Origin of the sequence: Rhodococcus sp. ZPP, assembly GCF_017656075.1 — a bacterium.
Lineage (GTDB): Bacteria > Actinomycetota > Actinomycetes > Mycobacteriales > Mycobacteriaceae > Rhodococcus_F > Rhodococcus_F oxybenzonivorans.
The window spans coordinates 6,528,514-6,549,725 of sequence record NZ_CP058638.1; the positions used below are offsets into that span (position 1 = coordinate 6,528,514).

A 21,212-nucleotide genomic window follows, 5' to 3' on the forward strand; every position below is an offset into this window, starting at 1 on the left:
GGCAGGCTCAGAGGGCCCGCTGCATCACGAAATCGTGGTGTAGCTGCGACCCCACCAGGAAGGTTTTCGTCCCGACGGTCTCGAAGCCGTGCTTCTCGTAGAACCGCTGAGCCCGCAGGTTCTCCTGATTGACTCCGAGCCACAGTCCCGCACAATCCCCGGCGACGGCGCGCTCGACGATGGCGTTCATCAGCGCGGACGCGACGCCGGTGCCGTGATTGCCCGGCAGCACATACAGCTTGCTGATCTCGGTGACGGGACGCAGTGACACGCTCCGGGCCACCTCGGGATCTGCAGGTTCGCCGTCGATCAACATTGCATAGCCGACGATGGCGCCTTCGTGGGTCACCTTGAGCACGGTTCGGCGCGGGTCGGTGAGGTACTCGGAAAATCGTTCCGCCGACAGCACATCATCGATGAAGGTGGCGATGTCGTCCTGGGTGGCGCCAGGTGGGCAGGCGAGCGGAAACGTCGCCGCCGCTACGTCGGCGATCGCCTCGGAGTCCCAGATCCCCGCGGAATTTATTTCGACCGTCACCGTTCAGTCACCGCGTCTTTCCTGTTCGTCACCATTATGTGCGTACTGTCCCGCAGCTGCGTGCTCACCGCAATCTGCCACGCCCTGCGCGGCGTGTGAAACCGACCGTATGCGATGCTTCGTCGTCGACTGCGCAGAGTCCGGCGCAAGGCGAGAACGACAGCCCGAATCGGTGACCGTCCGGGGACTTTGTTCGACGGAGGTGACCCGGAACAAGACTGAGCCCCAGCCTTGGATGGGGGGTCATGGCTGGGGCTCATTGCCATCGGGGGGGTGGATGGCACGTTCGACGATACATGAGGATTTCCTCACGTTCCAGGCCCGTGGATAACAATTTCGTCACCGGGAAGATGCGCGGCCGAATTCCTCGATGAGGTGGCAGGTTGTCCTTCGGGACGATCCTCGCCTAGAGTGTCTTCCCATGCAGCGCATTCTCGTAGTTCTCCGCCGTAGCGGGGTCTGATACGGACCGACCCCTCGCTGCGGGTCGTTGAGCTACGCGTTGGTCCTCCCTTCACTTTCAGGAAGACCACGAGAATGAGCACCTCCACTTCGTTTGCCGCAACTTGTCGCACGTCGAGCAGCGCCGCCGATCCCTTCGCGACGCGTCACGGAAAGCCGCTCCCCCGCGATTTCGCGGACGAGGCAGCCGGGATGAGCTGGACCGCGTTCGAGAGCCTGTATGCGCCGATGTCCGGCCCGTTCCGTCTCGGTCGATGGTCCGAGAAGAAAGCCGCCCCAGGCCTGTGGGTCTTCGAGGCGACCTTGGGTATCGGAGAATCGATCTGCACGATGAGCGCACTCGCGCCGGGCCCGGTGTCCGCGATGACGTCGATGCTCTACGACGCCGGATGTTCGATCGAGATCCTCGCCTTCCACCAGCATCGAATCGGGCACCGCACGGCAACGTTCCTGAGGTGCGAGGCGGGGGGAGTGCGACTGTGGACGATGGGAATCGGTGAATCCGACACCGAGTCGGCGCTGCGCGCGATGATTTCCGGTGCGAATAGGGTGCACTCGGCGTGACAGACAGCGGTTCGGCCCCGGTCGTATGACCGGGGCCGAACCGCTGGGAACGTCTTTTCGGATGAACCGAAGAGATGGTGCGCGATACTGGGATTGAACCAGTGACCTCTTCCGTGTCAGGGAAGCGCTCTCCCGCTGAGCTAATCGCGCGAGATCGAGAAGAAATGGAGCGGACGACGGGATTCGAACCCGCGACCCCAACCTTGGCAAGGTTGTGCGCTACCAGCTGCGCCACGTCCGCATGCGTGAAAACCCCCGAGTCCGGGGGAGTTCACTGTCGTGCAAGTACTACAGTCCTACGATCTATCTCGGTGCGCGATACTGGGATTGAACCAGTGACCTCTTCCGTGTCAGGGAAGCGCTCTCCCGCTGAGCTAATCGCGCGAGGTGGAGACGGGAATCGAACCCGTGTGCACGGCTTTGCAGGCCGTTGCCTCACCACTCGGCCACTCCACCGTGAAGGTTGAGTCCAACCTCTCGAGCGGACGACGGGATTCGAACCCGCGACCCCAACCTTGGCAAGGTTGTGCGCTACCAGCTGCGCCACGTCCGCATGCACCGTGTAACTCGCGGAGAATGTTCTCCGTGGTGCGGTTGAGAACATTAGCCGACCATGCCTGTTAGTTACAAATCTGCAGGTCATGACTGCTGCCGGGCTTCGGGGCGCATGCGGAAAGCGGTGGTCTGTGCGGGTGACCGCGAATCACCACGACGTGATTTTCGTTCGGCCGGTCCGTCGTGTTAATGTTCCAACTCGTTCGAGCGCGAGCATGTGGCGTGCCTCGGTCCCGTGGCTCAGTGGAAGAGCGTCCCGTTCACACCGGGGAGGTCGCTGGTTCGATCCCAGCCGGGACCACCGAGAACACGAAGAGGGCGTTTCCGGGAATTCGGAGACGCCCTCTTCTGCGTGCGCCCTCACGTGCTGATATTCGGTTGTCCGGGTACCCGGAAACGGCGAACAATGACAGGGCAGGCCGAACCGCACCCGCGGTGGCCGCTGTCGAAGGATCGAAGTCGAATGTTTCCCGTCACCCTCGAAGGCACTGCCGCGCCGACCTTGATGTGGGCGGAGGAACGGTCCATAGAGCCGGCCGCACTTGCCCAGCTCCGCACCATGGCAGACCTGCCGTGGGTCCACGGTGTCCGCGTCATGCCCGACGTCCATGTCGGTAAGGGCGCGACGGTCGGCTCCGTCATCGCGATGCGTCAGGCTGTCGCACCTGCCGCCGTGGGGGTCGACATCGGCTGCGGCATGACAGCGGTCAGGACCGATGTCACCGCCGACGACCTGCCGGACAGTCTGCGGTCGCTGCGCGCGCGCATCGAGCGTGCGGTTCCGGTGGGATTCGCCATGCACGAGAACTCTCTCGACACCGGTGCCCTCTCGGTGTCCGGCGCCGGCGTCCACAAGGGATGGACGCGATTCTGGCAGCAGTTCCGCGATCTGCACCCGGGCGTCCAGTCTCGTGAATCGAAGGCGATGAAGCAGATCGGAACGCTCGGCGGCGGGAATCACTTCATCGAGGTGTGTCTGTCCGACGCAGACGAGGTGTGGCTCATGCTTCACTCAGGATCCCGCAACATCGGGAAGGAACTGGCCGAGCGACACATCGCCGTGGCGCGGACGTTGCAGCACAACCAGAGGCTGGTCGATCGTGATCTGGCGGTCTTTCTCGCAGGTACACCCGAGATGGACGCCTACCGCCACGACCTGTCGTGGGCCCAGGAATACGCGGCCCGCAACCGCGCCGTCATGCTCGCCCTGATCATGCAGGCATTCCGGGACGCTCTGCCGACTCGGCCCGTCCGTTTCGACGATCCGATCTCGTGTCACCACAACTATGTGTCCGAGGAGGTCGTCGACGGGGAGACGATGCTCGTGACCCGCAAGGGTGCTATTCGCGCAGGAAAGGGAGATCTCGGTCTCATTCCCGGTTCCATGGGCACCGGTTCGTACGTGGTGCGCGGACTGGGGTCGGAACTGTCCTTCAACTCCGCCTCGCACGGCGCCGGTCGGACCATGAGCCGTACGAAGGCGAAGAAGCGTTTCACGGTCGACGACTTGAGGCGTCAAACGTCCGGCGTCGAGTCGCGTAAGGACGCCGGGGTAATCGACGAGATCCCGGCCGCGTACAAGGACATCGAGCAGGTGATCGATGCGCAGGCCGATCTGGTCGAGGTCGTCGCACACCTGCGGCAGGTCGTGTGTGTGAAGGGCTAGACCGGACCTGACGGCGCGACCGTGCCCCGGGCACTGGGTAGGGTGGACGATGGCAGTTTCACTCGCGCCTCCGTGCCTGCTTCGTCACGGATTGCCGTTCACACTGGGTCGACACACGAGGGGCAGGTAGATCGTGAGCACCGGGGAAGTCCGGCCGGACGAGGCCGACCGTGCAGACAAGGCCGACACCGAGGGTCCGGACCCTGTCGACACGGAGGATTCCGACCTGTCGCCGTTCCAGGAGGCGGAGAGCCGCTGGAAGCGGTTGCGTGCTCGGATCGCCGCCAAGCCGAGTCTGAACCTCGGTTACCGCATCGCCGTCGGCGTGATCGGCGCCTTGGTGCTGGCCGCCGGCGTGCTGGCAATTCCGTATCCCGGTCCCGGATGGCTGATCGTTTTCGCCGGACTCGGCATCCTGGCGTCCGAGTTCGAGTGGGCCCATCGACTGCTCCGCTTCGCGCGGACGAAGTACGACGCCTTCATGGACTGGTTCTCCCGGCAGTCGCTGCTCGTCAAGGGTGCCGGCGCGGTGCTGACGGGTCTGATCGTGCTGGCCACCCTGTGGTTACTGGGAACGTTCGGTCTGGTCGGGACGTGGGTCGGCCTCGACTACCCGTGGCTGGAGAGCCCCCTCTAGCGGACGCATGATTGGGTAGCACAGCTGGGCCGATAGCATGGGCTGGCACATTCTTCATGTCTGCACCGCATACCTCACCTAGGAGAACATCGCTGTGACCACGCCCGCATCCGTCGCCCCCGCCGCCCCTGTCCGGGTGCCTGCAGGGACTACGGCCGGAACCGCGGTTCGGGAAGCCGGCTACCCGAGCAAGGGTCCGGACGTCGTCGTCGTGGTCCGTGACGCCGAGGGTCAGCTGAAGGACCTGTCGTGGGTGCCGGATGTAGACACCGCCGTCGAGCCGGTGGCCGCGAATACCGAGGACGGGCGCAGCGTCATCCGCCACTCCGCGGCGCACGTCCTCGCGCAAGCCGTGCAGCAGGAGTTCCCCGAGGCCAAGCTCGGCATCGGTCCGCCCATCAAGGACGGCTTCTACTACGACTTCTCGGTCGATCGTCCCTTCACTCCGGAGGATCTGGCGAACCTCGAGAAGCGGATGAAGAAGATCATCAAGGGCTCTCAGCGGTTTTCTCGTCGTGTCGTCGACTCTCTCGACGAGGCTCGCGCGGAGTTGGCGAAGGAACCGTTCAAGCTCGAACTGATCGACGACAAGTCGGGCATCGACGACCCGGAGGTCATGGAAGTCGGCGGCAACGAGCTGACGATCTACGACAATGTGGATCCGCGCACGGGGGAGAAGATCTGGGGCGATCTCTGCCGTGGCCCGCACATCCCCACCACCAAGCACATTCCCGCGTTCAAGCTCACCCGCAGTTCCGCCGCCTACTGGCGAGGTAATCAGGACAACGCCGATCTCCAGCGGATCTACGGCACCGCCTGGGAGTCGGCCGAGGCCCAGGAACAGCACCTCGAGCTTCTCGCCGAAGCAGAACGGCGCGATCACCGGAAGTTGGGCGCCGAACTCGATCTCTTCAGTTTCCCCGACGAGCTCGGCTCGGGCCTGCCCGTGTTCCACCCCAAGGGCGGCATCATCCGCACCGAGATGGAGGATTACTCGCGCAAGCGGCACGTCGACGAGGGCTACGAGTTCGTCAACACCCCGCACATCACGAAGGGGCACCTCTACGAGGTGTCGGGTCACCTCGACTGGTACCGGGACGGCATGTTCCCCGCCATGCACATCGACGAGGAATTGAACGAGGACGGCACCGTGCGCAAGCCGGGGCAGGACTACTACCTCAAGCCGATGAACTGCCCGATGCACAATCTGATCTTCCGGTCCCGCGGACGGTCGTACCGGGAATTGCCGTTGCGGCTCTTCGAGTTCGGCTCCGTGTACCGGTACGAGAAGTCGGGTGTCGTACACGGGTTGACCCGCGTGCGCGGCATGACACAGGACGACGCGCACATCTACTGCACCCGCGAGCAGATGCGCGACGAATTGGCCACCACCCTGCAGTTCGTTCTCGGGCTCCTCGAGGACTACGGGCTCGACGACTTCTACCTGGAACTGTCCACCAAGAACCCGGACAAGTTCGTCGGTGACGACGCGGTGTGGGAAGAGGCCACGCAGACACTGGCCGAGGTCGCCGAGGCGTCGGGGCTGAACCTCGTGCCCGACCCCGGGGGTGCCGCCTTCTACGGTCCGAAGATTTCGGTGCAGGTGCAGGACGCCCTGGGCCGAACCTGGCAGATGTCGACCATCCAACTCGACTTCAACCTGCCCGAGCGCTTCGACCTCGAGTACACGGCGAACGACGGCACGAAGAAGCGGCCGGTGATGATTCACCGCGCGTTGTTCGGGTCCATCGAGCGATTCTTCGGTGTGCTGACCGAGCACTACGCAGGTGCGTTCCCGGCCTGGCTTGCACCCGTTCAGGTGGTGGGCATCCCGGTCGCCGAGGCGTTCGCCGATCATCTTTTCGACGTGGTGAAGCAGTTGAAGGCGGCGGGGATCCGCGCGGAGGTCGACGCGAGCGACGACCGGATGCAGAAGAAGATCTTCAACAACACCGCGCAGAAGGTGCCGTTCATGCTCCTCGCGGGTGCCCGCGACGTCGAGGCGGGTGCCGTGAGCTTCCGCTTCCGCGACGGCACTCAGGTGAACGGTGTGGCGGTCGACGATGCCGTTCGGATCGTCACCGAATGGGTCGAGCGCCGTGAGAACGCGTCCCCGACCGCGGAGCTGCTCCAACCCGGTGGGAGAGGGTGACACACATGGCAGGAGGGGATGATGTGACCGCCGACGGGATGCGAGACAGTCCCGGTAGTCTCGTCGACCGTGGTCCAGGTCAGCCGGACCATCTTCAACGGATCTGGTCGCCGCACCGCATGTCATACATCGCCGAGGCGCCGAAGTCTCCGGACACTCCGAACGAACCGTTCACCGACATCCCGAAGATGAACGACGAGGACGGGCTGATCGTCGCGCGCGGCGAGCACGTCTACGCGGTGCTCAACCTGTATCCGTACAACCCTGGTCACCTGATGGTCGTGCCCTACCGCAAGGTCGCCGCGCTCGAGGACCTCACGGAGGAAGAAAGCGCCGAGCTGATGTCCTTCACTCAGCAGGCGCTGCGCGTCATCAAGCGGGTGTCACGGCCGGACGGTTTCAATGTGGGTCTGAACCTGGGGGCCGCCGCCGGCGGCTCCCTCGCTGAACATCTCCATCAGCATGTGGTCCCCCGGTGGGGTGGGGACGCCAACTTCATCACGGTCCTCGCCGGCGTCAAGGTCATGCCACAGTTGTTGCGCGAGACCCGCGGTCTGCTGGCGAAGGCTTGGAATGAATGACTCGATAGATGAATGACGCGGGGGTCGCACACTCCTCCGTGCAGGGTCGGTGGCAGGACGTGATGAACGGGGTGGGCAGGTGCTGAGCTTTTTCGGACGGGCACCGGTGTCCAAGGTGACCGCGCCGTTGGGGAGGGCTCTGGTCAAGACCGGGCTGACCCCCGATTCGGTCACAGTGATAGGGACCGTCGCGACCGTGGCTGGGGCGGTCTTGCTGTTTCCCAGCGGACATCTGTTCTGGGGTGCGGTTGTCATCACCGTGTTCGTCCTGTTCGACATGCTGGACGGCGCGATGGCCCGGGCCCGTGGTGGGGGAACTCGATTCGGCGCCGTCCTCGACGCCACCTGTGACCGAGTGGCGGACGGTGCGATTTTCGCCGGTCTCGCCTGGTGGGCCGTGTACCACGAGGCGAGCAAGCCGCTCGTGATCGCGACTCTGGTGTGCCTGGTCACCTCGCAGGTGATCTCCTACGCCAAGGCCCGCGCCGAGGCGAGCGGGTTGTCCGCGGACGGCGGACTCATCGAACGGCCCGATCGATTGGTCATCGTCCTCATCGGGGCCGGTGTCACCGGGCTCGGCGTGCCGTGGGCGATCCACTTCGCCATGTGGCTCCTCGCTGCGGGCAGCGTGCTCACGGTGTTCCAGCGGGTTCTGGCGGTGCGGGGGTCGGCCGGCGCACGGGACGTCCTCCCGCTGCCGGCACCCGGCACGACGCCCGAAGACGGACAGGCGACGGCGCAGTGAGCCTCGGTGAACGGGTCGCCGACCTCGGCTACGCGGCCGGCTGGCGGCTGGTCCGTGCCCTGCCCGAGCGAGTCGCTGTCACCCTGTTCGACACGAGTGCCGACTTCGCCGCACGCAAAGGCGGCGGTCCCGAGCAGCTGCGCCGCAACCTTTCTCGCGTGCTGCGAGTGACTCCGGCGGAGGTTCCGGAGTCGCTGGTACGTGCGTCGCTGCGGTCCTATGCGCGGTACTGGCGGGAGGCGTTCCGGCTGCCGGCCATGGATTTGGAGAAGACCGGGGCGGCTCTCGACGCCCTCATCGAAGGACAGGAGCATCTGGACGCCGCGAAAGCCGCTGGCCGCGGAGCGGTACTCGCACTGCCGCACAGCGGTAACTGGGACATGGCCGGGGTGTGGTGCGTGCAGCACTGGGGCGGGCTGTCCACCGTGGCCGAGCGGTTGAAGCCGGAGTCGCTGTATCAACGTTTCGTCGACTACCGCGAAGGGCTGGGATTCGAAATCTTCCCGCTCAGCGGGGGAGAGCATCCCCCGTTCGTCGAACTGTCGGCGCGCCTGCGCGCCAACGGAATCGTGTGCCTCCTCGGTGAACGCGATCTCGCGAAGAAGGGCGTTCCCGTCACATTCTTCGGGGAACCGACGCGGATGCCCGCAGGTCCGGCGAAGCTGGCGATCGACACCGGTGCTCCGCTCCTGCCCGTGCACTGCTGGTTCACAGGGGACGGGTGGGGTTTCCGGATCGATCCCCCGATCGATACGTCAGTCGGGGTGGCGGCGGCCACCCAGGCGCTGGCGGAACGGTTCGAGGCGAACATCGCACAACACCCGGAGGACTGGCACATGCTGCAGCCGCTCTGGCTGTCCGACCTGTCGCAGGCGAGACTCACGCGTATGGAGAGCCCGTGAAGATCGGCATGGTCTGTCCGTACTCGTTCGATGTTCCGGGCGGGGTACAAGCCCACGTCGTGGATCTCGCCGAGGTGTTGATCGAACGCGGGCACAAGGTCAGCGTCCTGGCCCCCGCTTCGGACGACACCGAATTGCCCGACTTCGTCGTGTCGGCCGGCCGGGCGCTGGCCATTCCGTACAACGGATCGGTAGCCCGGTTGAGTTTCGGACCTGCCGCGAGCGCGCGGGTGCGGCGCTGGATTTCCGACAACGACTTCGATGTCCTGCACATCCATGAACCCAATGCGCCGAGCCTGTCGATGCTCGCCATGCGGGTGGCCGAGGGGCCGATCGTGGCGACCTTTCACACGTCGACGACGAAATCATTGGTGCTCAGCACCTTTCAGGGAGTCCTCCAGCCCTACCTCGAGAGGATCAGCGGACGGATCGCGGTGTCGGAACTGGCGCGCCGATGGCAGGTGGAATCGCTCGGGTCGGACGCCGTCGAGATCCCCAACGGTGTCGACGTGGGGGCCTTCGCGAACGCCGAACCGTTGCCGGGCTACCCCCGCCCGGGCCGGACGATCGTGTTCCTCGGGCGATACGACGAGCCGCGCAAGGGCATGTCTGTCCTGTTGCGCGCGCTTCCCGCGCTGGTCGACAAGTACCCGGAACTGCAGGTGCTGGTGGTCGGCCGGGGAGACGAGGACCGCCTACGTCGTGAGGCGGGCCCGCTGTTCCGGCACCTGTGCCTCCTCGGCCAGGTCGGCGACGCCGAGAAGGCGTCGGCTCTGCGCAGTGCCGACGTGTACTGCGCCCCGAATCTGGGCGGGGAGAGTTTCGGGATCGTGCTGGTGGAAGCGATGGCGGCCGGCGCCGCGGTGGTGGCAAGTGAACTCGACGCGTTCCGCCGCGTCCTCCGCGACGGGCAGGCGGGTGTGCTCGTGCCGGTGGGTGATTCCGCGGCGCTCGCCGAGGGTATCGATTCCGTGCTCGGCGACCCGGCGCGCAGTGCCGCACTGACCGAGGTCGGGAGGACGGTCGTCACCGAATACGACTGGCCGGTGGTGGCCGAACAGATTCTGCGGGTGTACGAGACGGTAACCGTCGGGCGCGACGGCGTCCACGAGGTCGGATCGTGACCTTCTCCGCGCTGACCATCTTCGTTCTGGCCCTCGTGGCAGTGGTCGTTCTGGCGATCGGGTTGTGGGCCTACGGAACGGCCAACCGCCTCGACCGTTTGCACGTGCGTTCCGATCTGTCCTGGCAGGCCCTCGACTCCGCGCTGGCCCGTCGGGCGGTGGTCGTGCGCGCTGCGGCTGCGGCGATGGACCCACCCGAGGCAAGGAGGCTCACTGCCCTGGCCGCCCGCGCCGAGCGGTCGGAGCGCACCGACCGCGAAAGCGCGGAGAACGCGTTGTCCAGCGCGCTCTCGCTGCTCGATCCCGAAGATCTCAGACCTCAGCTCGTCGCGGAACTCGCGGACGCGGAGGCGAGGGTCCTGATCGCGCGCCGCTTCCACAACGACGCCGTGCGGGACACCCTGGCATTACGTGCCCGCAGACCCGTTCGATGGTTGCACCTGGGCGGCACCGCACCGCTACCGACCTATTTCGAGATCACGGAACGCGCGTCGGCTGCGGCGGTCACCGACGGTTTGTCGCTCGACTCCGTCCGCACGTCCGCGCGGGTGGTGCTGCTCGACGAGCGGGGCCGTGTGCTGTTGCTGAGGGGCCATGATCCGGAGATTCCCGACACCTACTACTGGTTCACGATCGGTGGCGCCGTCGAAAAGGGGGAGAACCTGCGTGCTGCGGCGGTCCGGGAAATCGCCGAGGAGACCGGGTACACCGCTTCCGCGGAGTCGCTGCGCGGCCCGATGTGGCGCCGGGTGGCGATCTTCTCTTGGGGCGGTGATCTGATTCGTTCCGAGGAACTGTTCTTCGCCCTGCAGACGGAGGGTTTCGAACCTCACCACGGCGGGTTCACCGAACTCGAGGAGCGCACCATCACCGGCCACCGGTGGTGTACTGCCGACTGCGTCCGGGAACTGACGGCTGCCGGTGAAGCCGTCTATCCCCGCGATCTTGCCGATCTGCTCGAGGAGGCCGCAGCCGTCGCAGCCGCCGCCGACAACCCCGAAGTGCGCGCCATCACGTAAGTCGCGGAGCGGACTCGACGAGGCCAGCAATCCGAGACTGGCTACAGAGCATCGCGGGCCGTCGTCCTAGAATCGAACAAAGCAGCGTGAACGTCGTCGCTCACGCATGCCGCCATCGAAGTTCCACCCCGCCACTACCCAGGAGTTCGCTGTGAGCACCCCCGACACCACCCCCACCACCGGCACTGCGCGCGTCAAGCGGGGCATGGCCGAGATGCTCAAGGGTGGGGTCATCATGGACGTCGTCACCCCCGATCAGGCGAAGATCGCCGAGGACGCCGGCGCGGTCGCGGTGATGGCGCTCGAGCGGGTGCCCGCGGACATCCGCGCGCAGGGTGGGGTGTCGCGGATGAGTGATCCGGACATGATCGACGGCATCATCTCCGCGGTCTCGATCCCGGTGATGGCCAAGGCCCGGATCGGGCACTTCGTCGAGGCGCAGATCCTGCAGTCCCTGGGGGTCGATTATGTCGACGAGTCCGAGGTCCTGACGCCGGCCGACTATGCGAATCACATCGACAAGTGGAAGTTCACCGTCCCGTTCGTGTGTGGTGCGACCAATCTGGGTGAGGCGTTGCGGCGGATTACAGAGGGTGCGGCGATGATTCGGTCGAAGGGTGAGGCCGGTACCGGGGACGTGTCGAATGCCACCACGCATATGCGGACCATCGGTGGGGAGATTCGCCGGTTGACGTCGCTGAGCGAGGACGAGCTGTATGTGGCGGCGAAGGAGCTGCAGGCGCCGTATGACCTGGTGGTCGAGGTGGCGAAGGCCGGGAAGTTGCCGGTCACCATGTTCACTGCCGGTGGCATCGCGACCCCGGCGGATGCGGCGATGATGATGCAGCTCGGCGCGGAGGGTGTGTTCGTCGGGTCGGGGATCTTCAAGTCGGGTAATCCGGCGGAGCGGGCCGCGGCGATCGTGAAGGCCACCACGTTCTTCGACGACCCGGACGTGCTTGCGAAGGTCTCGCGTGGGCTGGGTGAGGCGATGGTCGGGATCAACGTCGACGACATCCCGGTTCCGCACCGCCTCGCCGAACGCGGCTGGTGATTTGCAGGCTCGACCGGTGACTGATCCGGGCCGACGACTTTTCTGGGTCGTCGGCCCGGATCACTCGAGAAGGAGCATCACGCCGTTGGCGCCGGCGACGGCGATCGCTGCGTAGAACGGTATTCTGTTCGGCGCCCGGACGGTCAACGCGGCAAGAATGAGAACGGCGCCCAGCAATACCCGGTGCCACACCGAGGCTGAGTTACCGGTTCCGAGAAAGACGGTGGCCGAGGCGGCCACCAGGATCAGTGCCGCGATGATCCGAATGGTGCGGGCGCCCAGGCGATGTGGCAGTCCCCGCACGCCGGTGGCTGCGTCCGCGGCGAGGTCGGGCATGACATTGAGTAGGTGCGCCGCGATCCCGAACAGTGCGCCGGCCACCACCATCCACAGAGGCGGAATCTGCGCCGGGTCGGACGCCAGTGACACGACGACAGGTAACCCTCCGAACGCCAGTGCGTACGGGAGCCAGGACCACACCGTCGATTTGAGTCCCGCGTTGTATGCCAGGGCAGCACCGACGAGCGCCAGGTGAAGAAGCCCCGCCGCCAGGCCGCAGAGCAAGGACGCGACCACGCATGTCGCGGACGCCATGCCGACGGCCCGGCGGACAGCGGTCCGGGATATGCGTCCGGTGGCGAGAGGTTTGTCCGTACGGCCGGCCACCTGGTCGCGGGTGCGATCGAGCAGGTCGTTGGTCCATCCGACGACGAGCTGACCACTGAGAACTGCGGTTCCGAGGACCATCACGGTGCCCGGATTCGCATCCATACCGACCGCAATCACCAGAGTGAGCACGGTGACCGCGGCGGCCGGGCCGGGGTGCGCGGTGCGCACGAGCGACACGGCAGTGGAGAGGGGCATGGCCCAACGCTGCCACGACGGTGCGTGCGACGGCAGGATTGCCGAATCCGGCATCGTCTAGCGTGACGTCTGCGCGGGTCCGGGTGTTCTCGGCGCACGATGCCCATCTCTTCGCTGCGCTGGCCGGTGAGCGGCGGTAGTACCTTCCTGCGTTGGCCTCTGCTCGGGATGTGAGAGTGTCAGCGGAACAACATCGGGAAGGGAAACTAGATGGCGACGATCGAAGAAATTCTCGAGGTGGAACGTCTCGAGAAGAACATCTTCCGCGGCATCGCCACCGAGACCACGCTTTCCCGTACCTTCGGCGGGCAGGTGGCCGGGCAGGCGCTGGTGGCGGCGGTGCGTACGGTTGACCCCCAGTTCGCGGTGCACTCGCTGCACGGTTACTTCCTGCGGCCGGGCAACACGACCATGCCGATCGTGTATCTCGTCGACAGGATTCGAGACGGGCGATCGTTCGTGACCAGGCGGGTGAGTGCGGTTCAGGACGGTCAAGCGATCTTCACGATGTCCGCGTCCTTCCAGGTCTCCGAGAGCGGCATCGAGCACCACGACGCCATGCCCGTGGTGCCGCCGCCGGACAACCTGCCTCTTGCTCGCGATTCGGACGACCCGGAGATCGCCCGGCTTGCCCGCGAATGGTCCGACTGGGACATCAGGATGGTCGGTGACGGTGAGGTCGACCGCCGACGCGGAGCGGCCGCGCAGCAGCAGGTGTGGTTCCGTTCGCGGAAGACGTTGCCCGACGACCCGGTTTTCCACGTGTGTGCGCTGGCGTACATGAGCGACATGACGCTGATCGGTTCGGCCATGACACCCCACAAGGACGTGCACATCAACGGTGCTTCTCTCGATCACGCGCTGTGGTTCCTGCGGCCCTTCCGCGCGGACGAGTGGTTGTTGTACGACCAGACGTCACCGTCCGCAGGTTTCGGCCGTGCAGTGGCACAGGGTCGAATTTTCGATCGGGCCGGGAACCTGGTGGCCGCGGTGGTCCAGGAAGGGTTGACCCGGTTCCTGCGCGCAGAGTGACTCACTGCCCCGTCATCGAAGCGTCTGCACGGCCGGCTTCGGTGGATGGTCGTATCGCACCAGCAGGTCCGGTGGATCGAGGACGCCGGCTGCATGCCGGATGAGCGCGGGCACGGTCCAGAGCGCATCTGCAGGTGTGTGCCTGCGCAACGCTCCATCGCTCAGGTGAAGGGCCACGGTGACGTCGAAGTCGAGTCCGCGCCCGAGGAGCATCGGACCGGTGACGAGGAGTACCTGCCGCGCCGCGGTGGGAACACGCGCACACCGCGCCGAGCGATCGGCCGTTTCGTCCCACAGGCGCGGCAACCAGACGCCGTCGGTGCGTGCCGACCGCAGGACCTCCCGGTCGAGCGCCTCGTAGTCGAACCACAGCGTGCGGTAACTCAGCTCGTCGTCGCGTCCGTGCTCGAAGCGCAGGGAAGCCGGTCGAACATAGTCGTGGAGCGAGACCACGTCACAGGGGCGTCCGCGCTCGCGCAGGGCTACGCAGACTGCGTTCGCCAGCAGCTCCGGGCGAGCGCCGTCGGGTGCGTCGATCGCGACGAGAACCGTGCCGTCGACGTCCAAGCAGCGTGTCGTGACGAGTGTGACGAGTCCTTCCGGGCTCGTCGGTGTGAACATCGTCATGACACCCATCGTGCCTCGAGCGCGAACAGGGCAGATAACCTTGACGGGCACCGTAGGAGGGCACATGGCGAGCATTGAAGACATCCTCGAACTGGAAGCGCTGGAGAAGGACATCTTTCGCGGCGCGGTGCATCCTTCGGTGCTGAAGCGGACCTTCGGTGGTCAGGTGGCCGGTCAGTCGCTGGTGTCGGCGGTCCGCACCGTCGACGAGCGGTTTCGGGTTCACTCGCTCCACGGGTACTTTCTGCGGCCGGGTAACCCCACCGAGCCGACCGTGTATCTCGTCGACCGCATTCGTGACGGCCGGTCCTTCTGCACTCGCCGCGTCACCGGTATCCAGGACGGCAAGGCGATCTTCACCATGTCCGCCTCCTTCCACGCAGAGGACGCCGGAATCGAACATCAGGACACGATGCCGTCCGTGCCGGATCCGGAGGAACTCGTCGACGCGCAGACTGTCGAGGAGTTCGCGAACAGCGAGTTGTATCAGGAGTGGAAGGAATGGGACGTCCGCATCGTTCCGTCCGATGCCGTCAAGCCGATTCCTGGTATCGCCGCCCAGCAACGTGTCTGGATGCGATACCGCAACAAGCTTCCGGACGACCAGGTGCTTCACATCTGTACCCTCGCGTACCTCAGTGACATCACGTTGCTCGGAGCGTCGAAGGTGCCGCATCCCGGCGTGGTGACCCAGACTGCGTCACTCGACCACGCCATGTGGTTCATGCGCCCGTTCCGCGCCGACGAGTGGCTGCTCTACGACCAGACTTCACCTTCTGCTGGGTTCGGTCGGGCTCTCACCCAGGGCCGCATGTTCGATCAGAACGGCGCGATGGTGGCCGCGGTAGTCCAGGAGGGTTTGACCCGCATCCAGCGCGACCAGGACAAGCGCGATATCGAGACAGGAAATATGGCATGACCCGTCCCCTCGTCGGTGTTCTCGCTCTCCAGGGCGATGTGCGTGAACACCTTGCCGCACTGCAGGACGCAGGCGCCGACGCCGTGGGTATTCGTCGTCCGGAAGAGCTCGACAAGGTCGACGGTCTCGTCATTCCGGGCGGCGAGTCGACCACCATGAGCAAGTTGCTGGAGATCTTCGAGCTGCTCGAGCCGCTGAAGGCGCGACTACGGGACGGCCTGCCCGCCTACGGTTCCTGTGCTGGAATGATCCTCCTCGCGAGCGAGATCCTCGACACCCGGCCGGATGCGCAGCATCTCGGCGCGATCGATATGACGGTTCGCCGCAACGCCTTCGGGCGGCAGGTCGATTCGTTCGAGTCCGACCTCGACTTCGAGGGCATCATCGGCGATCCGGTACGCGCCGTCTTCATCCGCGCCCCCTGGGTTGAGCGGGTCGGGGACGCCGTCGAGGTGCTCGCTCGTGTCCCCGAGTCGGGCGGCGCCGCTGCCGGACGCATCGTCGCCGTCCGGCAGGGCCGCGTGGTGGCAACCTCCTTCCATCCCGAGGTGACCGGCGATCGGCGGGTACACGAGTTGTTCGTGGACCTCGTCCGTGAGGCTTAACTCGCTGCCCGCACTTCCAGCAGCGAATTGAGCAGGGCGGCACCCTGCTTCGCCGCAGGGACCGTGACTGCGAACTGTCTGCCGTCCCGGCAGGTGAGCAGAATTCCCTCGCCGCCCCGCACCACGACTGCGGTGCCTCGGGGGCTGAAACGGTAACCCCATCCACCCCACTCGGCGGGCCGGATGGTGGCCACCTGGGCCGATTCGATGCTGTCGAGGGGAATTCGCCGCCACCGCACATTCCACGACGACAGCGTGAGACCCACTCGATCGACGTGCACTCCGACAGAGGCGAACACGCCGCTCGCGACGGCCAGGATCAGGAAGAGCGGGGCGAGCCACCAGACGCCCATCAGCAGGGATCCGATTGCGGCGGCCGTCATGACGAGGGTGAGCGCAGCGGCCCAGGGGCCGCGGGCGTATGCCGTCCACGAGGCCCGTTCGCTGGGCGCCAGAGGTCGGGACAGGGTCGGGGTGGGCCCGCTGAGCCGCGCCCGGGTGGCCTTGGGTGCAATCGCGAATACCGCCGCGCCCCAAGCCAGCCCGAGTAGCGGTATGACGATCCATGCGCCCATCGTGGCGGCGGCAGGGGATCCGGCGCGCACGGTGAGGGCGACGCCGAGGATCCAGGCCGAGGACACCGTCCAGGTGGTGAGTGCGGTGATCGGGAGCCACAGCGCGGCGTCACTTCTGTCGCGGGCCACCACCAGTCCGGCGACCACTGCAGCCACGCAACACACGGCCAGCGCGATCCAGAAGTACGTCGTGGTGTTCCCGAATCGGTCCGGCTGCGTCCCGGACCAGTGCTGCGGGATCACGGGAGGCACTTCAGCGCCCCAGTCGATCCGCGCGACGACGAGGGCGAGTAGCGGGAGCACGGTGGCGGCAGCACCGGCGCCGAGGCGTATGCGAGTGGTGGTCATTTCTTCGAAATCTCCTTGATCATGTCGATCATCTGGTCTGTGTCCAGGCCGAGGCGTCGCGCTTCGGCCACGAATGCTCGGGCGGCTTCCGTGAGCCCGGCGTGGGCGGAATTCGTGTCTGCGCGGATCACTGCTCCCCGTCCGCGCCGCAGGTCGATCAGTCCTTCGTCGCGCAGCACGGCGTACGCCCGCAGGACCGTGTGCAAATTGACGTCGATGGACTCGGCCAGCGCACGGGCCGACGGCAGGCGATCGCCGGCCGCTATCTCTCCCCTCATGAACGCTCCGCGCACATTGGCGGCGATCTGCTCGCCCAGTGGAGTGCTCGACCCGTGGTCGACTCGCATCAACATGTTTGCATTCTATGCAAACAATGGCGATAAAAGCGAGTCGGTGTACCGGAACGCGCAGCAACAACAGGGGGGCGGGTAACATCGTCAGAGCTGAAACCGCGCATTCGGCGTGTCACAGGCAGCAGGAAAGGGGCTTGAATCGCATGAGCGGCCACTCCAAATGGGCCACCACCAAGCACAAGAAGGCCGTGATCGATGCCAAGCGTGGCAAAGCCTTCGCGAAGCTGATCAAGAACATCGAGGTGGCGGCCCGTACCGGCGGTGGCGATCCTGCGGGAAACCCCACCTTGTACGACGCCATCCAGAAGGCCAAGAAGACCTCGGTGCCCAACGACAACATCGAGCGCGCACGCAAGCGCGGTGCCGGTGAAGAAGCGGGCGGTGCCGACTGGCAGACCATCATGTACGAGGGCTACGGACCCAATGGCGTCGCCGTCCTCATCGAGTGTCTCACCGACAACCGCAACCGCGCCGCGGGTGAGGTGCGTACCGCGATGACCCGTAACGGCGGCAACATGGCAGACCCGGGATCGGTGTCCTACCTGTTCACCCGCAAGGGCGTCGTCACCCTGGAGAAGGGTGATCAGTCCGAAGATGACGTGTTGATGGCCGTCCTCGACGCGGGCGCCGAAGAGGTCACCGATCTCGGTGACACGTTCGAAATCGTCAGTGAGCCCACCGACCTCATCGCCGTGCGCACCGCGCTGCAGGAGGCAGGAATCGACTACGACTCCGCGGAGGCCGACTTCCGTGCGTCCGTCGAGGTTCCGGTCGACGCAGACGGGGCACGCAAAGTCTTCAAGCTCGTCGACGCTCTCGAGGAGTCCGACGACGTGCAGAACGTCTACACCAATGTCGACCTGTCCGACGAGGTCCTCGCCGAGCTGGAGGACTGACCGCCGGCAACCGGTGAGGGGTGGGGGAGCGGTGCTCGCCCGCCCCGACTCGTCCTGCGTGTTGGTGCGCATCACCGTCCGACCCCCCGGCTAAGCTATCGAACAGCTGTTCGGCGTGGGAGAGGTGGCAAGGCGTGCGTGTGCTGGGTGTGGATCCCGGTCTGACCCGGTGCGGATTCGGTGTGGTCGACGGCGCAGGAGGACGGACGGTCATCCCGGTGGCTGTCGACGTGGTGCGTACCCCCGCGGATCTCGAGTTGTCTGCCCGGCTGCTGCGGATCTCCGAGGCGGCCGAGTCGTGGATCGACCTCCACCGGCCCGAGGTCGTCGCCATCGAGCGGGTGTTTTCCCAGCACAACGTGCGCACTGCTATGGGCACGGCGCAGGCCGGTGGTGTGGTCGCGCTGGCGGCCGCCCGCCGCGGGATCCCGGTCTGCTTCCATACTCCGAGCGAGGTCAAGGCCGCGGTCACGGGCAGCGGATCGGCAGACAAAGCTCAGGTGACGGCCATGGTGACGCGCATCCTGCGACTCGCGGCCGCACCGAAGCCTGCCGACGCCGCGGATGCCCTGGCACTCGCCATCTGTCACTGTTGGCGAGCGCCGATGATCGAACGCATGGCCCGGGCCGAGGCGGCCGCGGCCGAACAGAAACGTCGATACCAGGCCCGGTTGGCCGAGGTGAAGAAGGCAGGTACACGATGATCGCGTCCGTCCGCGGCGAGGTACTCGAGATCGCGCTCGATCATGCGGTGATCGAGTCCGCAGGGGTGGGATACCGCGTCAACGCGACCCCCGCCACCCTCGGTGGGCTGCACCGCGGAAGTGAAGCCCGCTTGATCACCGCCATGATCGTGCGTGAAGACTCGATGACGCTGTACGGCTTCCCCGATTCTGAGTCGAAGGAACTGTTCGGCCTCTTGCAGACGGTGTCGGGGGTGGGACCGAGGCTCGCCATGGCCACGCTGGCTGTCCTCGAACCGGACGCATTGCGCACAGCCCTTGCCGAGGGCAACGTGACCGCGCTGACCCGGGTACCGGGGATCGGCAAACGGGGAGCGGAACGAATGGTGGTGGAACTGCGCGACAAGGTGGACGCGGTTGCGTCGTCGTCGGGCGCCGTGGCGATCGCCGCCGGGAGCGGTTCCATTCGCGATCAGGTCGTCGAAGCCCTCGTCGGCCTCGGATTCCCGGCCAAGCAGGCCGAGCAGGCCACCGACTCCGTCTTGGTGGAAGCACCTGAATCGACGACGTCCGCAGCGTTACGCTCGGCCCTGTCCCTGCTCGGGAAGACACGATGAATCTCGAATCCCACGCGGACTTCGAGGACGAGTCACCGGTATCGCCCGACCTCGTTGCCGGCGACGGCGACATAGAAGCCAGTCTGCGCCCCAAGAACCTGCACGACTTCATAGGTCAGCCCCGTGTGCGGGAACAACTCCAACTCGTCCTGACCGGCGCGAAGATGCGCGGCGGCACCCCCGACCACATCCTGCTGTCCGGACCACCCGGCCTGGGAAAGACCAGTATGGCGATGATCATCGCCGCCGAACTCGGGTCGTCGTTGCGGCTGACCTCCGGACCGGCGCTCGAGCGGGCCGGTGATCTCGCCGCCATGCTCAGCAACCTCGTGGAAGGGGACGTGCTGTTCATCGACGAGATCCATCGCATCGCCCGTCCGGCGGAGGAGATGCTGTACCTCGCAATGGAGGACTTCCGGGTCGACGTCGTCGTGGGTAAGGGGCCGGGCGCTACGTCGATTCCCCTGGAAGTGGCTCCCTTCACGTTGGTCGGTGCCACCACGCGCTCGGGGGCGCTGACGGGGCCGCTGCGCGACCGGTTCGGGTTCACGGCGCACATGGATTTCTATGAACCCGCTGAACTGGAGCAAATCCTCATGCGGTCCGCAGGGATTCTCGGTGTGCAGCTCGGTGCGGAGGCCGGGGCGGAGATCGCCGGCCGGTCCCGCGGCACACCGCGCATCGCCAACAGATTGCTGCGCCGGGTGCGTGATTATGCCGAGGTTCGTGCCGACGGCGTCATCACCCGTGACATCGCCCACGCGGCACTCGCCGTCTACGACGTCGACCAACTGGGCCTCGACCGTCTCGACCGTTCCGTTCTCAGTGCCCTCGTCCGAAGCTTCGGTGGCGGCCCTGTCGGCGTGTCCACCCTCGCTGTCGCGGTGGGTGAGGAGCCGGCGACGGTCGAAGAGGTCTGCGAGCCATTCCTGGTCCGGGCGGGCATGATCGCCCGCACACCCCGCGGTCGAGTGGCAACGGCCGCCGCCTGGACCCAACTCGGGCTGACGCCGCCACCGGACGCCGTCGCCGGTGGAATCGATGTGCGGGTCAACGAACCGCAGGCCTCGTTGTTCGATCCGGAAGACCCCTGATCGGCCGGGCGGAACGCGCCGCCGCATGCCGACCGAACCGATGTACGGGACGGTAATGGCACACTGGTGTACTGCATCGGTCCAACCGGGACCGGTGCGCTACGGATCGTGCGACATACCTCGAGGTTGACTTACCGATGGACTTTCTCTTCCCGCTGCTCATTCTGGCGCTGCTCGTCCCCATGTTCCTGGGGATCCGCCGGCAGAAGAAGGAGATGGCCAAGACCACAGCTCTCCAGGAATCCCTCTCGGTCGGCGACCGCATCCTGACCACTGCGGGGCTGCACGGGACGATCGTCGCGATGAACGACGACACGGTCGACCTCGAGATCGCCCCCGGCGTGATCACGACCTGGTCGCGGCTCGTCATCCGTGAGCAGATCGTCGACTCTCCGATCGAGCCCGGGGAGCCCGCGTCTGACGCTGCGCCCGATGACCATGAGAACGGCGGAGACACCGCGCCGCGGTTGACCAAGGATTGATCGACGCATCCGCTGCGTAGCCGTCGCGTCCGAGGCGCGGCGGGCGTTGCACCGGGCCGAGCCCTGCAAGGGCGGCGGGGTGCCCACCGAACGTTCCACTCGAACTGCATGTACTGAG

Annotated in this window: 23 protein-coding genes and 6 tRNA genes; 19 read left to right on the plus strand and 10 right to left on the minus strand. The window is 65.9% G+C overall.

The window, feature by feature from the left end; all coding sequences use genetic code 11:
* Nucleotides 1-7: 7 nt before the first annotated feature.
* On the minus strand, nt 8-538 hold the full coding sequence (locus HYG77_RS30105) for a GNAT family N-acetyltransferase (RefSeq protein ID WP_109330596.1): 531 nt from the start codon (nt 536-538) through the stop codon (nt 8-10).
* 537 nt (nt 539-1,075) lie between these two features.
* On the opposite strand from HYG77_RS30105, the gene HYG77_RS30110 reads away from it, so the two are divergent.
* Nucleotides 1,076-1,564, plus strand: a complete 489-nt coding sequence (locus HYG77_RS30110; RefSeq protein WP_208961416.1) for a 2-isopropylmalate synthase — start codon at nt 1,076-1,078, stop codon at nt 1,562-1,564.
* Between the two features lie 75 nt (nt 1,565-1,639).
* On the opposite strand, the gene HYG77_RS30115 is transcribed toward HYG77_RS30110, so the two are convergent.
* From HYG77_RS30115 to HYG77_RS30135, 5 genes are all read right to left on the minus strand, one after another.
* A tRNA-Val gene (locus HYG77_RS30115) sits at nt 1,640-1,714 on the minus strand.
* Between the two features lie 15 nt (nt 1,715-1,729).
* Nucleotides 1,730-1,805, minus strand: a tRNA-Gly gene (locus HYG77_RS30120).
* Nucleotides 1,806-1,876: 71 nt separating this feature from the next.
* Nucleotides 1,877-1,948 (minus strand) — tRNA-Val (locus HYG77_RS30125).
* A gap of 1 nt (nt 1,949) precedes the next feature.
* Nucleotides 1,950-2,020: transfer RNA gene (locus tag HYG77_RS30130), tRNA-Cys, on the minus strand.
* Between the two features lie 24 nt (nt 2,021-2,044).
* Nucleotides 2,045-2,117, minus strand: a tRNA-Gly gene (locus tag HYG77_RS30135).
* A gap of 231 nt (nt 2,118-2,348) precedes the next feature.
* Here HYG77_RS30135 and HYG77_RS30140 point away from each other — a divergent pair.
* From HYG77_RS30140 to pdxS, 10 genes are all read left to right on the plus strand, one after another.
* Nucleotides 2,349-2,420 (plus strand) — tRNA-Val (locus tag HYG77_RS30140).
* A 162-nt stretch (nt 2,421-2,582) separates the two neighbouring features.
* Nucleotides 2,583-3,785 (plus strand): RtcB family protein, encoded by a 1,203-nt coding sequence (locus HYG77_RS30145; protein WP_208961417.1) that lies wholly within the window; start codon nt 2,583-2,585, stop codon nt 3,783-3,785.
* A 226-nt stretch (nt 3,786-4,011) separates the two neighbouring features.
* A complete protein-coding gene (locus HYG77_RS30150) occupies nt 4,012-4,422 on the plus strand; it encodes a TIGR02611 family protein (RefSeq protein WP_208963570.1) in 411 nt (136 codons plus the stop codon).
* Between the two features lie 94 nt (nt 4,423-4,516).
* On the plus strand, nt 4,517-6,574 hold the full coding sequence (thrS, locus tag HYG77_RS30155) for a threonine--tRNA ligase (RefSeq protein ID WP_208961418.1): 2,058 nt from the start codon (nt 4,517-4,519) through the stop codon (nt 6,572-6,574).
* A gap of 5 nt (nt 6,575-6,579) precedes the next feature.
* Nucleotides 6,580-7,155 carry an HIT domain-containing protein gene (locus HYG77_RS30160; RefSeq protein WP_109330588.1) on the plus strand — a complete coding sequence of 192 codons (576 nt, stop codon included), beginning with the start codon at nt 6,580-6,582 and terminating at the stop codon, nt 7,153-7,155.
* A gap of 79 nt (nt 7,156-7,234) precedes the next feature.
* Complete coding sequence (gene pgsA / locus HYG77_RS30165; RefSeq protein WP_208963571.1) at nt 7,235-7,900, plus strand: phosphatidylinositol phosphate synthase; 666 nt, start codon at nt 7,235-7,237, stop codon at nt 7,898-7,900.
* Nucleotides 7,897-8,802, plus strand: coding sequence for a phosphatidylinositol mannoside acyltransferase (locus tag HYG77_RS30170; RefSeq protein ID WP_208961419.1), 906 nt, complete (start codon nt 7,897-7,899; stop codon nt 8,800-8,802). Before pgsA ends, HYG77_RS30170 begins: the two co-directional genes overlap by 4 nt.
* The gene (locus HYG77_RS30175) at nt 8,799-9,926 is read left to right on the plus strand and encodes a glycosyltransferase family 4 protein (protein ID WP_208961420.1); all 1,128 of its coding nucleotides are present in this window, start codon (nt 8,799-8,801) and stop codon (nt 9,924-9,926) included. The genes HYG77_RS30170 and HYG77_RS30175 overlap by 4 nt, the downstream gene beginning before the upstream one ends.
* Nucleotides 9,923-10,945 (plus strand): NUDIX domain-containing protein, encoded by a 1,023-nt coding sequence (locus HYG77_RS30180; RefSeq protein ID WP_208961421.1) that lies wholly within the window; start codon nt 9,923-9,925, stop codon nt 10,943-10,945. The genes HYG77_RS30175 and HYG77_RS30180 overlap by 4 nt, the downstream gene beginning before the upstream one ends.
* 151 nt (nt 10,946-11,096) lie before the next feature.
* Complete coding sequence (pdxS, locus tag HYG77_RS30185) at nt 11,097-11,999, plus strand: pyridoxal 5'-phosphate synthase lyase subunit PdxS (RefSeq protein WP_005565691.1); 903 nt, start codon at nt 11,097-11,099, stop codon at nt 11,997-11,999.
* Between the two features lie 60 nt (nt 12,000-12,059).
* Here the strand turns inward: pdxS and HYG77_RS30190 are convergent, their stop codons facing one another.
* Complete coding sequence (locus HYG77_RS30190; protein WP_208961422.1) at nt 12,060-12,863, minus strand: UbiA family prenyltransferase; 804 nt, start codon at nt 12,861-12,863, stop codon at nt 12,060-12,062.
* 210 nt (nt 12,864-13,073) lie between these two features.
* Between HYG77_RS30190 and HYG77_RS30195 the strand changes: the two genes are divergently transcribed.
* Complete coding sequence (locus HYG77_RS30195) at nt 13,074-13,895, plus strand: acyl-CoA thioesterase II (protein WP_208961423.1); 822 nt, start codon at nt 13,074-13,076, stop codon at nt 13,893-13,895.
* Nucleotides 13,896-13,907: 12 nt separating this feature from the next.
* Here the strand turns inward: HYG77_RS30195 and HYG77_RS30200 are convergent, their stop codons facing one another.
* Nucleotides 13,908-14,531, minus strand: coding sequence for a hypothetical protein (locus HYG77_RS30200; RefSeq protein WP_208963572.1), 624 nt, complete (start codon nt 14,529-14,531; stop codon nt 13,908-13,910).
* A 55-nt stretch (nt 14,532-14,586) separates the two neighbouring features.
* On the opposite strand from HYG77_RS30200, the gene HYG77_RS30205 reads away from it, so the two are divergent.
* On the plus strand, nt 14,587-15,441 hold the full coding sequence (locus HYG77_RS30205) for an acyl-CoA thioesterase II (protein ID WP_208961424.1): 855 nt from the start codon (nt 14,587-14,589) through the stop codon (nt 15,439-15,441).
* Nucleotides 15,438-16,046, plus strand: a complete 609-nt coding sequence (gene pdxT, locus HYG77_RS30210) for a pyridoxal 5'-phosphate synthase glutaminase subunit PdxT (RefSeq protein WP_208961425.1) — start codon at nt 15,438-15,440, stop codon at nt 16,044-16,046. The genes HYG77_RS30205 and pdxT overlap by 4 nt, the downstream gene beginning before the upstream one ends.
* Here pdxT and HYG77_RS30215 read toward each other — a convergent pair.
* Complete coding sequence (locus HYG77_RS30215) at nt 16,043-16,969, minus strand: hypothetical protein (protein WP_208961426.1); 927 nt, start codon at nt 16,967-16,969, stop codon at nt 16,043-16,045. The two genes, pdxT and HYG77_RS30215, sit on opposite strands and share 4 nt — an antisense overlap.
* Nucleotides 16,966-17,322, minus strand: a complete 357-nt coding sequence (locus HYG77_RS30220) for a GntR family transcriptional regulator (RefSeq protein ID WP_159926459.1) — start codon at nt 17,320-17,322, stop codon at nt 16,966-16,968. Before HYG77_RS30220 ends, HYG77_RS30215 begins: the two co-directional genes overlap by 4 nt.
* A 143-nt stretch (nt 17,323-17,465) precedes the next feature.
* Between HYG77_RS30220 and HYG77_RS30225 the strand changes: the two genes are divergently transcribed.
* The 5 genes from HYG77_RS30225 (at nt 17,466) to yajC (ending at nt 21,094) form a co-directional block, all read left to right on the plus strand.
* Nucleotides 17,466-18,218: a YebC/PmpR family DNA-binding transcriptional regulator gene (locus tag HYG77_RS30225; RefSeq protein ID WP_208961427.1), complete on the plus strand. Its 753-nt coding sequence runs from the start codon at nt 17,466-17,468 to the stop codon at nt 18,216-18,218.
* 134 nt (nt 18,219-18,352) lie between these two features.
* A complete protein-coding gene (ruvC, locus tag HYG77_RS30230; RefSeq protein WP_109330564.1) occupies nt 18,353-18,922 on the plus strand; it encodes a crossover junction endodeoxyribonuclease RuvC in 570 nt (189 codons plus the stop codon).
* A complete protein-coding gene (gene ruvA, locus HYG77_RS30235) occupies nt 18,919-19,518 on the plus strand; it encodes a Holliday junction branch migration protein RuvA (protein ID WP_208961428.1) in 600 nt (199 codons plus the stop codon). Before ruvC ends, ruvA begins: the two co-directional genes overlap by 4 nt.
* Nucleotides 19,515-20,612, plus strand: coding sequence for a Holliday junction branch migration DNA helicase RuvB (gene ruvB, locus HYG77_RS30240; protein WP_208961429.1), 1,098 nt, complete (start codon nt 19,515-19,517; stop codon nt 20,610-20,612). Before ruvA ends, ruvB begins: the two co-directional genes overlap by 4 nt.
* Before the next feature lie 137 nt (nt 20,613-20,749).
* Nucleotides 20,750-21,094, plus strand: coding sequence for a preprotein translocase subunit YajC (gene yajC / locus HYG77_RS30245; RefSeq protein ID WP_109330558.1), 345 nt, complete (start codon nt 20,750-20,752; stop codon nt 21,092-21,094).
* The last annotated feature ends 118 nt before the right edge of the window (nt 21,095-21,212 follow it).